The sequence below is a fragment of the Maribacter huludaoensis genome, from assembly GCF_029350945.1.
Taxonomy (GTDB): Bacteria; Bacteroidota; Bacteroidia; order Flavobacteriales; family Flavobacteriaceae; genus Maribacter; species Maribacter huludaoensis.
The window spans coordinates 93,191-107,196 of record NZ_JARKMS010000004.1 but is presented as its reverse complement, the minus strand read 5'-3'; the positions used below and the strand labels follow the sequence as shown (position 1 = coordinate 107,196).

Genomic DNA, 14,006 nt, shown 5'->3' with positions numbered 1-14,006 from the left:
CAAAGTTATTGATTTCCTGATAAATGCAATAGCGTAAAATTTTTGTCTAAAAGCAAATCATTACTTTCATTGGTTGCTATGGTATGCAACAGCACCTCTTCATTATCTATCATAACCTTATCAATTTTAAACGGTAGACCATGAAAATTTAGTCTCATTTTCTCATATTCCGTCTCAAAGGTGCCATCCTTAAAAAGCTGTATGGTCAACGAATTATCCTTTCCTGTCAACTTATAATTACTTAAAGAATATCTTCCCTTCTTATAATCATAACCGTTGGCCGCATCTTCATACACCTCTGACGTTTCCGTACCTTCTTTGTAATATACTTCTAGAACCAATTCTTCAATCCTCTTTTCCCCAACATATTGTTGAATTGGATATTTTGGAATTATAGCTCCTGCTTTTACAAAAATTGGAAGCATATCTATTTCTGCCGTTACCCATTTCTCTTTTCCCCCTTCTACATGCTCGTTTGTCCAAAAGTCATACCAAAACCCTCTGGGAATGTACATTCTACGTCCTTGAGCATTAGGTTCCTGTATGGGGCAAACCAGTATTTTTTCTCCAAAAATAAATTCATCTGTCCTAAAATGGGTCTGGTTATCTTCTTGATCAAAGAACACTAAAGACTGGATCATAGGTATATTCTCTTTTGTGTACTTATAGAACATTGTGTACAGATAAGGCATTAATTGATAACGAAGGTTCACGAATTTTCTAACAATATCCGTAATTTCCGTACCAAACGACCATGGTTCTTGATCGCCATGATCACCACTTGAATGCACCCTACAAAAAGGATGAAAAATTCCTAATTGCACCCATCTTGCAAACAACTCTCCATCTGGCTGTTCTGCAAAGCCTCCAATGTCAGATCCCACAAAAGAATATCCACTTAAGCACATACGCTGTACCTGTACGTTGGCTATCCATAAATGCTCCCAAGTAGCCACATTATCTCCTGTCCAAGTAGAAGAATATCTTTGAGTACCCGCAAAGGCTGCCCTTGTAATTACAAAAGGTCTTTTAGGATAAACATATTTTTTAACTCCCTCATAGGTAGCCCTTACCATTTGCATACCGTACACATTGTGTGCCTTACGATGTGTACAAGGGTGACCATCATAATCATGACGGGTATCTAACGGTGCCGTTTTTGTTGGTACCTCCATCACTGCGGGTTCGTTCATATCGTTCCAAACGGCATGCACACCTAATTCTGACATAAACTCTTTATAAAGCTCTGCCCACCATTCCCTAACGGCAGGATTTGTAAAATCCGGAAAATTACATTCTCCAGGCCACACTTTACCATGCATTAAAGGACCATCTCCCCTTTTACAGAAATAGTCTTTTTCCAAAGCTTCATTATAAATCCAGTAATTACGATCTACCTTTATACCCGGATCGATCATTACAACGGTTTTAAATCCGTCATCTTCTAACTCTTGAATCATTCGCTTTGGATCGGGAAAATGATTTTTATCCCAAGTAAAGCATCTAAAACCATCCATATAATCAATATCCAAATAAATGGCATCGCATGGTATTTGTAATTTTCTAAATTCGCTAGCTATCTCTTTTACATTACTCTCTGGATAATAACTCCATTTAGACTGATGAAAACCTAAAGCCCACATAGGCGGTAACTCCGGTGTACCGGTAAGACTAGAATATGAACTAACTACTTTTGACATATCTGGACCAAAAATGAAATAATAATTCATTTCTCCACCATCTGCCCAAAAGCTGGTAATATTTCTTCGTTCTTGCGAAAAGTCAAAACCTGTTCTAAAACTGTTATCAAAATAAATACCATAGGCTTTTCCCTTATTTAAGCCTACATAAAATGGTATTGCTTTATAAAGCGGGTCTTGCTCTTTGGCAAATGCGAATTGATCGGTGACCCAATTTTCTACTCTTTTACCTTTTAAGTTACTGTGCATGGCTTTATCACCCATGCCGTAAAAACTTTCTCCTGATTGAGTTATTTTACTCAATTTTACGGTATTACCTCCGTACTCATAATTCTCTTCCCAATGAAAACCTAGTTCATCTTCGCAAATTATGTTGCCCTCCAAATCAGAAATTTGGGTTCTCAGGGTCATTTTGTCTACTAGGATACTCAACCTTGCCGTAGAAATAACATAATCCGTATCATTTTCTACCACTTCCAATTTACTATAACCCATTGTGGCATCTGGATCTATGGCATATGAAAAATCTGGTTGAAAATTATAATTGGTAGCATATCTAAAGCGAATGATACTGCCCCTTAATATGGTTATTTGCAAAACCACACCGTTGTCCGTAGTGAAATATAATTTATCTGAGTCTTGTGAAAATTCAACGATATGGTTTGGGTATAAATTACCTTTATACTCAAGCTCTGTATTTGTAATCATGAACTTTTATATTAATAAATATCAAATTATAATAACTACAGAAATACTAAAGAATTGCATAAACACTATGCAATTGACTAAGTTATTTCAGTATTACAATACCTAAAGGCGGAATTGTAATTTCAAACGATTTTTTAAACCCGTGCGATGGCTTACTAGATGATTTTACTTTGCTGTTAACATTACCGCCACCTCCATATTTGGTAGCATCACTATTTAAAACCTCTGTCAATTTCCCTTTTTTAGGATTACCTATCCTGTAATTCTCTCTTGGTATAGGGGTAAAATTACATGCTATGACCAAATCGTTCTCTTCGTCATGTCCTTTACGCACATAAGTTAAAACAGAATTTTCATGGTCACTATAATCTATCCACTGAAAGCCTTCTGGGCTAAATTGTTTTTCATACAAAGCCGGTGCGCTTTTGTATAAATGGTTTAAATCTATTACAAAATCCTGAATTCCTTTATGCCCATTGTACTGTAACAAATGCCAGTCTAAACTTTGCTCAAAATTCCATTCTGCTGTTTGACCGAATTCACCGCCCATAAACATTAATTTGGTACCCGGGTGCGTAAACATATACCCAAACAACAATCTTAGATTTGCAAAACGTTGCCATTCATCACCTGGCATTCTATATACCAACGACTGTTTGCCATAAACTACCTCATCATGTGAAAAAGGCAGCATGAAGTGCTCCGTAAAAGCGTAGGTCATACTAAAGGTTAGATCGTTTTGATGATGTTTTCTGTAGATAGGTTCTTTTTGAAAAAATTGTAATGTATCATGCATCCAACCCATCATCCATTTCATACCAAAACCCAAGCCACCATGTTCAACAGGTTTTGATACACCTGCAAATGCCGTAGATTCTTCTGCAATGGTCTGCACGCCATCAAAATTAGCATAAACGGCTTCGTTCAATTCTCGAATAAAGGACATTGCCTCTAAATTCTCGTTGTTACCGTACATATTAGGCTCCCACTCTCCTTCTTCCCTAGAATAGTCTAAATATAACATAGACGCAACTGCATCTACACGAAGGCCATCTACATGAAATTGATCTAACCAAAATAGGGCATTGCTTATAAGAAAGGCCCTAACCTCGTTTCTACCGTAGTTGAAGATCAAACTCTTCCAATCTGTATGGTAGCCTTTTCTTCTGTCCGGGTGCTCATACAAATTAGAACCATCAAAAAAACCTAGACCATGGGCATCCTCTGGAAAATGAGACGGCACCCAATCTAAAATTACACCTATATCGTTCTGGTGAAAAGTGTCTACCAAAAACTTAAATTCTTCTGGAGAACCAAATCTTGACGTTGGCGCAAAATAACCGGTAAGCTGATATCCCCAAGATGGATCGTAAGGATATTCCATCACCGGCATAAATTCTACATGGGTATACCCCATTTCCTTTACATAATTTACAAGGTCTACCGCAAACTGTTTATAGGTTAAAAACTTGTTGCCGGCATTCTTTTTCCACGACCCCAAATGAACTTCATATACGGAATAGGGTTTATCCAACCCGTTTTTATCTTTTCTATACCCCATCCAAGCATCATCTTTCCAATCATGTTCTGCATTCCAGATTATAGACGCCGTATTTGGTGGATGCTCGCAATACCTGGCAAAAGGATCTGCTTTCTCAGTCCAAATATCATTATTGTTAGACTGTATTTTGTATTTATAGATCTCACCCTTTCCAATATTGGGAATAAATCCTTCCCAAATACCGCTAGAATCCCATCTAACATTTAATTGGTGTTCTGCTGCATTCCAGGAATTAAAATTACCTACAACTGAAACAGATTTTGCAGAAGGAGCCCACACAGCAAAGTACGTACCGGCTACACCATCAACTTCTACTAAATGTGAACCCAACTTTTCATACAGTCGATAATGCTTTCCTCCTTTAAAAAGATCAATGTCAAAATCTGTGAAAAGTGAGTGAACTTGTACGTTAGGCATATAGAGTGTTTATTTTTGTAAAGCTAACCATCTTTTATAGACGACGGACTTTAATTATTTTTTGTTGAAAATATAAAGGTTAATATCCGATTTAAATATCTAAATACCAAAAATGGAACGCTTTTTGAAATAACTTTCAAAAATTAAAACTCAAACCGAAAATTTTAACATTATGAGAAAACTGAATTTATTTATTGGAGTACTTGCCGCCTTATTTATAATTTCCTGTGAAGGACCACAGGGACCTCCTGGTTTTGACGGCTTTGATGGTGTGGATGGTTTGGATGGTCTTGACGGCCAGGACGGGATAAACATTCTAGGTAAGGTAATGGACATTGAAGGTACCTTTACTTTAGAAAATGACTATTCTATATTTTATGAGTTTCCGCAAACGGTAGAAGTTTTTGAAACTGATGTAGTTTTGGTTTATATGCTTTGGGACGTAACCGAAGATAGCAATGGTGAATCTGTTGATATCTGGAGATTGATGCCACAAACAAGAATTTTAGATCAAGGGTTGCTACAATACAACTTTGACTATACCTTTTTAGACGTAAATATATTCTTAGAGTCAGATTTTGACCTTTCAACTTTACAGCCTGGAGATACTGACAATCAAGTTTTTAGAATTGCCGTTTTACCAGCAGAATCAACAACTGGAAAATTAGATACTTCTAACATCAATTCTGTAATGGCACATTTGGGTGTTACCGAAGATGATGTACAGAAAGTAACCTTACAATAATATCCCTGGGTAATTAACCTATTTAAGCTAAAGCCTTTGAGCATTTCTCAAAGGCTTTTTTATACCCATTTATTAAAACTTTAACTCTAAAAACCTCGTAGATATAATACCTTGAAAGGAATTGATAATTTCACCGACAGAAATAAAAAAATTGAAAAGATGAAAATAAATATTCTAAGTGCCCTATTGGTACTTTTTGTAAGTTGTAAGGGTACATCACAAGAAAAAGAAGTAGCCACCAAAACAGAAGCAGGTGATAAAAAAGAATTTGCTATACAAAAAACCAATACTGAATGGAAAAAAGAATTGACAGATGCGGAATATTACGTACTACGGGAAGCTGCTACAGAAAATCCGTTTACAAGCGAGCTTTTAAAGAATAACGAAAAAGGGACATACGTTTGTGCCGCATGCGCAACGCCACTATTTAAAAGTTATACTAAATTTGACTCAGGTACCGGATGGCCAAGCTTCTATGAGGAGATAGAAGGCAACGTTGCCTATGATGTTGATTATAAAATTGGTTACAAAAGAACCGAGGAACATTGCGCTACCTGTGGAGGTCATTTAGGCCATGTATTTGAAGATGGCCCAGAACCAACCGGTCTACGACACTGTATAAATGGTGTTGCCTTAGATTTTGTACCGGCAGAATAGTATTGGAATAAATTAAAAAAAAGAGACTTGATCAAGTCTCTTTTTTATTCCTATCATTCATATTAAAATAGTATTGGCACTGTTTTAAAATATCACAATTTCAACATAAAGGTCATATTTTAAAAACCTACAATCAATCTCAATTAGGTTTTGTATTTTTGCACTTCAATTAAAACTACAAAAAATCAAAATATGAGCACTTTCGATATTATCGTTTTAGGTAGTGGTCCAGGCGGATATGTTACCGCTATCAGGGCTGCACAATTAGGCTTTAAGACTGCCATTATTGAAAAAGAAAGTTTAGGCGGCGTTTGCTTAAATTGGGGTTGTATACCTACCAAAGCTTTGTTGAAATCTGCGCAAGTATTTGAATACTTGAAACATGCAGAAGATTACGGTTTAAAAATTAAAGGTGCAGATAAAGATTTTGATGCCGTTGTAAAAAGAAGTCGCGGTGTTGCCGACGGAATGAGCAAAGGTGTTCAATTCTTGATGAAAAAGAATAAAATTGAAGTAATTAAAGGTTACGGTACTTTAAAACCAGGAAAGAAAGTTTCGGTTAAGGCTGAAGATGGTTCTACTTCTGAGTACAGTGCAACTAATATCATTATCGCTACTGGCGCAAGAAGCCGTGAACTACCTAGCTTACCACAAGATGGCAAGAAAATTATTGGCTACAGACAAGCAATGACGCTAGACAAGCAACCAAAGAAAATGATTGTTGTTGGTAGTGGTGCAATCGGTATAGAGTTCGCTTACTTCTACAACTCTATGGGAACCGAGGTTACCGTTGTTGAATATTTACCTAACATTGTTCCTGTTGAAGATGAAGACGTTTCCAAACAATTGGAAAGAAGCTTTAAAAAAGCTGGAGTTAAGATTATGACTTCTGCAGAAGTTACCTCTGTTGATACTTCTGGTGATGGTGTAAAAGCTACGGTAAAAACTGCCAAAGGGGAAAAAGTTCTTGAAGCTGACATAGTAATGTCTGCCGTTGGTATTAAAACCAATATTGAAAATATAGGATTAGAAGATGTTGGTATTGCTACCGATAAAGATAAGATTTTGGTAAATGATTATTACCAAACGAACATACCAGGATACTTTGCTATTGGTGATGTTACACCAGGACCGGCACTTGCACATGTTGCCTCTGCCGAAGGTATCTTATGTGTTGAGAAAATAGCGGACATGCATGTTGAGCCATTGGATTATGGAAATATACCGGGTTGTACTTACTGTTCTCCTGAAATTGCTTCTGTTGGTTTAACGGAAAAACAAGCTAGAGAAAAAGGTATTGACATAAAAGTTGGTAAATTTCCTTTCTCTGCAAGTGGTAAGGCCAAAGCTGCGGGTGCTTATGAAGGATTTGTTAAGGTTATCTATGATGCCAAGTACGGTGAATGGCTAGGTTGCCATATGATCGGTGCAGGTGTTACCGATATGATCGCAGAAGCAGTTTTGGGCCGTAAACTTGAAACTACGGGACACGAAGTGTTAAAAGCAGTTCATCCTCACCCAACTATGAGCGAAGCTGTTATGGAGGCAACTGCAGCTGCTTATGACGAGGTTATTCACTTATAATTAATTACAATTTAGTATAGCATGTTAAAATTATTTCGAGCAACGGCAATTTTAGAAGGAATTTCCTATTTGGCGTTGTTCGGAGTAACCATGCCATTAAAATATTGGGCAGAAATACCAGAACCCAATAAATACGTTGGCTACGCCCACGGCGTACTTTTTATCGCGTTCATAGCACTAACGTTAATAGTAGGTTTTACCCATAAGTGGTCATTTAAGAAAGTTTTCATTTTTGGTATAGCTTCACTTCTACCCTTTGCAACGTTCTACGTAGAAGAGAAATATTTAAGACCTGAAGACAACGCTTAAGGCTCATTCCCCATTTCATCATTACTATCTTGTATAAGAAATGATCAAAATGGCTCTTAAAATCCATTTTAAAAATATAGAAGTAGGTACTAAAATTGCTTTTTTAAATATTAGGCTACTTAAAATAAAAAGCTCTCAATAGCCAAATCATAACTTTTTAATCCAAAACCAAGTATAACACCACTTGCTGCTGGAGAAATATAAGATATATGCCTAAACTCTTCGCGCTGGTGTGTATTAGATATATGAACTTCTATTACAGGAGTTTCTACCGCCTTTACCGCATCGCCAATGCCTACTGATGTATGTGTATATGCCGCTGCGTTCAACACGATACCACCATAAGAAAAGCCGGTTTCCTGTATTTTAGAAATCAACTCACCTTCAATATTTGATTGAAAATATTCCAATTCAACATTTTTATATTTGAATTGTAGTTTTGAAAAGTAATCTTCAAAAGTTTCTGAACCGTATACTTCTGGCTCCCTTTTTCCTAAAAGATTTAGATTGGGACCATTTATAATGATAATCTTCATATTTCAAAAATAACGAATGTTACCTTACAATGAATTAGAAATACTAGAAGTAAACTAAAGTATTTCTCTAGCGACGGGTTCTATACTTAGGCTCAAAATTATAAACGATACCCAAAGTAACTGTAGACCAAGTGGTATCCTCAACATCAATACCTGTATAGGACAAGTTAACCTCTACACTTGAACTCATTAAATATGCAATTGTAGGTCTATAATAAAGACCACCTTCATTACCATCATTTACACCCATGGCATAACCTATATTTCCACCAAATGAAAAATAGTTTGATGTCCAAAAACGAACACCGGCAGACAATGGTAAAAATTGTACAGCTTCCTGTTCTTCCCTAACAATGGTTGTTTGAAACGTTTCTGCAAAACCATGTATATAACCTACTGCAGGACCAACATCTACCACCTCGCCCAATGGATACATATATGAGAAATCTGCTGCAAGTACAACACTTACCGCTTCATTATAATCATCTAGAGGAATACCGCCTTGAATTCCGAATTTAAACCCTTCTTGAGCAAAAATTCCGGTTGAAAGACCTAAGGCTAATAATAAAATGAAATACTTATTCATGGTTTGATTGGTTTGTTTTCTGCAAAAATAAAGGTAAGACTATGGTTACCGACATATTTGTTGTGAATGCCATTAAAGTAGTTGTGCATCTTACATTTAAATAGGTTGCATAAAATATGAACCAAAGAATCTAACCTACCTCTTATCATTTTCACAGTTATAGAATATATATTATACCCAACAGAAATAATGTATTCTTTATCTTTAAACCATGAAATGGAAACATGCCCTGAAAGATTACACCACCTATCTTAAGCTTGAACGTGGTCTATCTAAAAACTCTATTCAGAGCTATACTATGGATATTGAAAAATTAATGTCCTTTCTTGAAATCCATGACATTAATACTACCCCAATACTAATTGACAAAAACATTGTACAACAGTTTATTTATGAAATTGCCAAGGTGGTGAATCCAAGGTCTCAAGCACGTATCATATCTGGACTAAAAAGTTTTTTCAATTATTTAATTTTTGAAGATTACCGCAAAGACAATCCCTTAGATTTAATTGAATCTCCTAAAATTGGACGCAAATTACCTGATACCCTTTCTGAAAATGAAATAGATAAATTAATAAGTGCCATTGATTTAAGTTCTGCAGAAGGAGAACGTAATAGGGCTATGCTAGAAACTTTATATGGTTGTGGACTACGAGTTTCCGAACTTATCGGGTTAAAGATATCCGACTTATATTTTGAAGAAGACTTTATTAAAGTTACGGGCAAAGGTGACAAACAACGCTTTGTACCAATAAGCGCTGTCAATAAAAAATACATTGATATTTATAGAAATGAAGTAAGAGTCCATTTAAATATCAAAGAAGGTTATCAAGACATTCTTTTTCTTAACCGACGCGGCAGGCAACTTACCAGAGCAATGATATTTACCATTGTAAAGAATTTAGCGGTAACAATCGGGTTGCAAAAAAGTATAAGTCCACACACCTTTAGACATTCGTTTGCTACGCATTTACTTGAAAATGGAGCCGATTTAAGATCAATTCAGCAAATGTTAGGCCATGAAAGTATTACCACTACAGAAATATATATGCATGTAGACCGCTCTCATTTAGCCGAGGTCATGAATACATACCACCCAAGAAAGAGTTATTAAAATTTCAATTTACTACCAATGGTATAAACAGATGGCATTACAAATTGAGTTTCACCAAAAGCACCAATGGTAGATTGGTTTAATTGTACATTACTTTTCAATTCAATCATAAAATTCTCACTTACATCATAACCAGCACCAGCTACAAAACCAAGACGATACGGTATTTGTCCAACTCCCGCATTTTCTGTAGCTATCTCTGCTTCTACACCACCCAGTAAATATAATCGCTTATTCAAATACACTTTAGCTAATACGCTAGATCTAAATCTTTCACTTAAAATATATGTATCATAAAAACCTTGAAGTTCTAATTGAAACGATTTTGAAATACCATATTGCAACATAAAAGACTTATGAACATCACCAATTGCAGATACAGGGTACGCGTGCCCTGTAATTGATAATCCGGTTAATGAAGATGGTAAATTTGTTACTGGTGGCTCTTCTATTGTCTGACCCTTTGAAACAATTAAAAACAAGAATAGAAAACTATGTATAAGAACTTTCATAGGTCAAAAATCGGTTATTGAAATAAATTCCTACAAAAGATATTTGAATAACAGGACCTAACGAAATACTTAGCAAAAAATTAACTCTTACACAAAAAAACGCTTCGTACTGTAATGCAATTGTTTATCAGTGTTTATTAATCCTTAAACTGGCCGTAATCTCTTTTATACGGGCGTATTATCAAACGTGCCTCGCGATCAAACCGAATATAATTATAGACCCAGTTTATAAATACTACCATTCTATTTCTAAAGCCGATCAAAAAGAACAGATGAACGAACATCCAAACAAACCAGGCAAAAACACCTTGGAACCTAAATTTCTTAATATCACAAACCGCTTTGTTTCTACCAATGGTAGCCATGCTTCCTTTATCAAAATAGACAAAGGGTTTCATTGGTTTGTTCTCTATTAAATTTACTAAATTTTCACCCAATAGTTTGCCCTGCTGAATTGCCGGTTGCGCCACCATTGGATGGCCACGAGGGTTATCTTCGGTAGCCATACAAGCTATATCACCTATTGCAAAAATATTAGGATGTCCTACAACCTGGTTAAATTCATTGACATTTATTCTATTTCCACCTGCAATAACATCTTCGGCATCCAACCCTTTAATTCCGGCCCCTTTTACTCCTGCCGCCCAAACCACGGTTGCAGCATCAAACTTTAAATCGGTTTTTGTGGTTACCGTTTTACCATCATACCCGGTAACCCGAACTCCTTTCCATACTTGAACCCCAAGTTTTTCTAAAAAATCTTCTGCCTTTTTAGATGCTTGCGCACTAAAACCTGGCAATAAGCAATCCCCACCTTGTACAATATTTATCTGGGCCCTTCTAGTATCCAAATCCGGATAGTCTTTTGGCAATATCCCTTTTTTAATTTCCGCCAATGCCCCGGACAATTCTACACCGGTAGGCCCGCCACCTACGATCACAAAATTCATCAACGCATCTCTTTCGTGATAATCATCTGTTAAAAGCGCTTGTTCAAAATTCTCTAAGATTAAACTACGAAGATTCAACGATTGTGGAATAGATTTCATGGACATAGCATTCTTTTCAATCTCCTTATTGCCAAAGAAATTGGTCTCAGAACCGGTTGCCACCACTAAATAGTCAAAACTAATATCCCCAATGTTTGTATTCACCTTTTTATTTGCGGTATCTATATAATCAACTTCCGCCAAACGAAAATAAAAATTGTCGTATCCGATCAATACCTTACGTAATGGGTACGCTATAGAATCCGGCTCAAGACCACCAGTTGATACTTGGTACAATAAAGGTTGAAAAGTATGGTAATTGTTCCTATCGATAAGAACTACCTGTACTTCTTGTTTACTTAATTTTTTAGCCAGAGAAACTCCGCCAAAACCACCTCCTATAATTACGATTCTAGGATAGCTTGAAAGGGGTATGTTCATAGTATAAATACTTAAATGCTAAATTAAACAAATGGACTCCTACTTTAAAATAATAATGTGTTTTTAGTATCTTTAAGCTCTAACTCAAACAAACACAAAAATGCGTAACTCCCTTATTTTATTGGCGATACTCGGTACTACCGTTTATTCGCTGAACGCTCAAAAGAGCGAAAAGGATATTATTAAAAATTTAGAGCAAAAAAGTGAAGATTACGGAACAATAGCGCAGAATATTTGGGAATTCGCAGAAATGGGATACCAAGAAGAACAGAGTTCCGATCTTCTTCAAACAACATTGAAAAATGCCGGTTTTACAATTAAGGAGGGAGTTGCAGGTATACCAACGGCATTTATAGCGGAATATGGCAGCGGCAGCCCTGTAATTGCCATTATGGGCGAATACGATGCACTACCGGGCCTTTCCCAAAAAGCGGTTCCAGAGAAAACATCTGCAGGCGCTGCTGCAGGCCATGCATGTGGTCATCATTTATTCGGTACCGCATCTACAGCTGCCGCCATATCTACCAAAGAGTGGCTAGAAGCAAACAACTCCAAAGGTACCATTCGCTTTTACGGTACACCGGCAGAAGAAGGTGGATCAGGAAAGGTATATATGGTTCGTGAAGGACTTTTTAACGATGTAGACATTGCTTTACATTGGCATCCTGGAGCCCAAAATGCCGCAAGTGCCGGTGCTGCTTTAGCAAATAAGTCGGCTAAATTTAGATTTCATGGTATTTCCGCTCATGCCGCAGCATCACCTGACAAAGGGCGTTCAGCATTAGATGGTGTTGAAGCTATGAACATGATGATCAATATGATGCGTGAACACATTCCGCAAGAAGCTAGAATCCATTATGTAATTACAGATGGCGGTAAAGCACCGAACGTTATTCCTGATTTTGCGGAAGTATATTATTACGCTCGCCACAATAGACGTGACGTAGTTATAGAAATTTTTGACCGCATGGTAAAAGCTGCCGAAGGTGCCGCACTAGGTACCGGTACTACTATGGATTATGAAATGATCGGTGGTACACATGAGTTATTGCCAAACCTTACTTTACAAAAAGTGATGCATGATAACTTATCTGAAATAGGCGGAATGGACTATTCTGACGAAGAAAAAGTCTTTGCAGACAAAATAGCAAAAACCTTGGGCCAAGAAAAGGCCGATCTTGCAACCGCTAAAAATGTACAGCCTTATAAGACAGAAGCTAAAGCATTTGGATCTACTGACGTTGGCGATGTTAGTTTTACCGTACCAACGGTTGGCTTTAGTACAGCAACATGGGTACCGGGCACGCCGGCACATAGCTGGCAAGCTGTTGCCGCCGGCGGAACTTCTATTGGCAATAAGGGTATGATGATCGCTGCAAAAACATTGACCATGACAGCAATAGATTTATTTAAGGACAAAAAACTAGTGGCAGCGTCCAAAACTGAGTTCTTAGAAAAAAGAGGGGCAGATTTTAAGTATATTCCGCTTTTGGGGGATAGAGCTCCAGCACTAGATTACAGAAAATAATTCTAAAAAATATACTATAAAAAGTGCCAAAGTCAATTTTGGCACTTTTTTTATTTTATTAAAGAATTCTTGTAACAAAATAGACTTTTGTTAGACTAACAAGCTAACAACAACCAACCAATAGTGAAGAAAGACCTTGAACACAAATTTGTGACCGAGTTACAGGATAATCAAAATATTGTCCATAAAGTCTGTACCCTGTACACAAATGACCGCGACTCTCACAATGATCTGTTTCAAGAAATTACTATTCAACTATGGAAAGCGTATCCTAAATTTAGGGGAGATGCAAAGTTTAGTACATGGATGTATCGTGTGGCATTGAACACCGCCATTACGTTATACCGAAAAAATAAAAGAAGAATTGATACCGCCGATTATGAGTCTATTATTTTTAAAATAAAGGCAGATGAGTATGACGAGACCGAAGAATTGCAATTAAAGCTTATGTATAAAGCCGTTAAGCAATTGAACGATGTTGACAAAGCTTTGGTTTTTTTATATCTGGAGGATAAAAATTATACTGAAATTTCAGAAACTTTGGGTATTACCGAAGTAAATGCACGTGTGAAGATGAACCGTATCAAAACAAAATTAAGAACCATTTTGAATCCATAAG

13 protein-coding genes are annotated in these 14,006 nt (G+C 36.6%); 7 read left to right on the top strand and 6 right to left on the bottom strand.

All coding sequences use genetic code 11. The annotated features are described in order from the left end of the window. Positions 1 to 5 precede the first annotated feature (5 nt). Positions 6 to 2,408, bottom strand: a complete 2,403-nt coding sequence (locus tag PXC01_RS12780; protein WP_276472688.1) for a glycoside hydrolase family 31 protein — start codon at positions 2,406 to 2,408, stop codon at positions 6 to 8. Between the two features lie 82 nt (positions 2,409 to 2,490). Continuing rightward, entirely contained in the window at positions 2,491 to 4,386 is a 1,896-nt protein-coding gene (gene glgB / locus PXC01_RS12775) for a 1,4-alpha-glucan branching protein GlgB (RefSeq protein WP_276472687.1), read from the bottom strand. A 172-nt stretch (positions 4,387 to 4,558) separates the two neighbouring features. On the opposite strand from glgB, the gene PXC01_RS12770 reads away from it, so the two are divergent. The 4 genes from PXC01_RS12770 (at position 4,559) to PXC01_RS12755 (ending at position 7,681) form a co-directional block, all read left to right on the top strand. Then, a complete protein-coding gene (locus PXC01_RS12770) occupies positions 4,559 to 5,131 on the top strand; it encodes a collagen-like triple helix repeat-containing protein (protein WP_276472686.1) in 573 nt (190 codons plus the stop codon). Between the two features lie 159 nt (positions 5,132 to 5,290). Next, positions 5,291 to 5,788 (top strand): peptide-methionine (R)-S-oxide reductase MsrB, encoded by a 498-nt coding sequence (gene msrB, locus PXC01_RS12765; protein WP_276472685.1) that lies wholly within the window; start codon positions 5,291 to 5,293, stop codon positions 5,786 to 5,788. A 192-nt stretch (positions 5,789 to 5,980) separates the two neighbouring features. Continuing rightward, complete coding sequence (lpdA, locus tag PXC01_RS12760; RefSeq protein ID WP_276472684.1) at positions 5,981 to 7,372, top strand: dihydrolipoyl dehydrogenase; 1,392 nt, start codon at positions 5,981 to 5,983, stop codon at positions 7,370 to 7,372. 21 nt (positions 7,373 to 7,393) lie between these two features. Continuing rightward, the gene (locus PXC01_RS12755; RefSeq protein WP_276472683.1) at positions 7,394 to 7,681 is read left to right on the top strand and encodes a DUF3817 domain-containing protein; all 288 of its coding nucleotides are present in this window, start codon (positions 7,394 to 7,396) and stop codon (positions 7,679 to 7,681) included. Positions 7,682 to 7,800: 119 nt separating this feature from the next. Here the strand turns inward: PXC01_RS12755 and aroQ are convergent, their stop codons facing one another. Continuing rightward, positions 7,801 to 8,217, bottom strand: coding sequence for a type II 3-dehydroquinate dehydratase (gene aroQ / locus PXC01_RS12750; RefSeq protein WP_276472682.1), 417 nt, complete (start codon positions 8,215 to 8,217; stop codon positions 7,801 to 7,803). A 67-nt stretch (positions 8,218 to 8,284) separates the two neighbouring features. Beyond that, the gene (locus tag PXC01_RS12745) at positions 8,285 to 8,803 is read right to left on the bottom strand and encodes an outer membrane beta-barrel protein (protein ID WP_276472681.1); all 519 of its coding nucleotides are present in this window, start codon (positions 8,801 to 8,803) and stop codon (positions 8,285 to 8,287) included. A gap of 211 nt (positions 8,804 to 9,014) precedes the next feature. Here PXC01_RS12745 and xerD point away from each other — a divergent pair, with 211 nt between their 5' ends. Then, on the top strand, positions 9,015 to 9,917 hold the full coding sequence (gene xerD, locus PXC01_RS12740; protein ID WP_276472680.1) for a site-specific tyrosine recombinase XerD: 903 nt from the start codon (positions 9,015 to 9,017) through the stop codon (positions 9,915 to 9,917). On the opposite strand, the gene PXC01_RS12735 is transcribed toward xerD, so the two are convergent. After that, positions 9,914 to 10,429: a hypothetical protein gene (locus tag PXC01_RS12735; protein ID WP_276472679.1), complete on the bottom strand. Its 516-nt coding sequence runs from the start codon at positions 10,427 to 10,429 to the stop codon at positions 9,914 to 9,916. The two genes, xerD and PXC01_RS12735, sit on opposite strands and share 4 nt — an antisense overlap. A 137-nt stretch (positions 10,430 to 10,566) precedes the next feature. Continuing rightward, entirely contained in the window at positions 10,567 to 11,859 is a 1,293-nt protein-coding gene (locus PXC01_RS12730; protein WP_276472678.1) for an NAD(P)/FAD-dependent oxidoreductase, read from the bottom strand. Positions 11,860 to 11,959: 100 nt separating this feature from the next. Between PXC01_RS12730 and PXC01_RS12725 the strand changes: the two genes are divergently transcribed. Further along, positions 11,960 to 13,387, top strand: a complete 1,428-nt coding sequence (locus PXC01_RS12725) for an amidohydrolase (protein ID WP_276472677.1) — start codon at positions 11,960 to 11,962, stop codon at positions 13,385 to 13,387. A 123-nt stretch (positions 13,388 to 13,510) separates the two neighbouring features. Beyond that, positions 13,511 to 14,005 (top strand): RNA polymerase sigma factor, encoded by a 495-nt coding sequence (locus tag PXC01_RS12720; protein ID WP_036155776.1) that lies wholly within the window; start codon positions 13,511 to 13,513, stop codon positions 14,003 to 14,005. The last annotated feature ends 1 nt before the right edge of the window (position 14,006 follow it).

Bases quoted from the DNA above. Each gene is read 5' to 3' on its own strand.
- PXC01_RS12780 (WP_276472688.1), bottom strand. From the start codon at position 2,408: ATGATTACAAATACAGAGCTTGAGTATAAAGGTAATTTATACCCAAAC.
- glgB (WP_276472687.1), bottom strand. From the start codon at position 4,386: ATGCCTAACGTACAAGTTCACTCACTTTTCACAGATTTTGACATTGAT.
- PXC01_RS12770 (WP_276472686.1), top strand. From the start codon at position 4,559: ATGAGAAAACTGAATTTATTTATTGGAGTACTTGCCGCCTTATTTATA.
- msrB (WP_276472685.1), top strand. From the start codon at position 5,291: ATGAAAATAAATATTCTAAGTGCCCTATTGGTACTTTTTGTAAGTTGT.
- lpdA (WP_276472684.1), top strand. From the start codon at position 5,981: ATGAGCACTTTCGATATTATCGTTTTAGGTAGTGGTCCAGGCGGATAT.
- PXC01_RS12755 (WP_276472683.1), top strand. From the start codon at position 7,394: ATGTTAAAATTATTTCGAGCAACGGCAATTTTAGAAGGAATTTCCTAT.
- aroQ (WP_276472682.1), bottom strand. From the start codon at position 8,217: ATGAAGATTATCATTATAAATGGTCCCAATCTAAATCTTTTAGGAAAA.
- PXC01_RS12745 (WP_276472681.1), bottom strand. From the start codon at position 8,803: ATGAATAAGTATTTCATTTTATTATTAGCCTTAGGTCTTTCAACCGGA.
- xerD (WP_276472680.1), top strand. From the start codon at position 9,015: ATGAAATGGAAACATGCCCTGAAAGATTACACCACCTATCTTAAGCTT.
- PXC01_RS12735 (WP_276472679.1), bottom strand. From the start codon at position 10,429: ATGAAAGTTCTTATACATAGTTTTCTATTCTTGTTTTTAATTGTTTCA.
- PXC01_RS12730 (WP_276472678.1), bottom strand. From the start codon at position 11,859: ATGAACATACCCCTTTCAAGCTATCCTAGAATCGTAATTATAGGAGGT.
- PXC01_RS12725 (WP_276472677.1), top strand. From the start codon at position 11,960: ATGCGTAACTCCCTTATTTTATTGGCGATACTCGGTACTACCGTTTAT.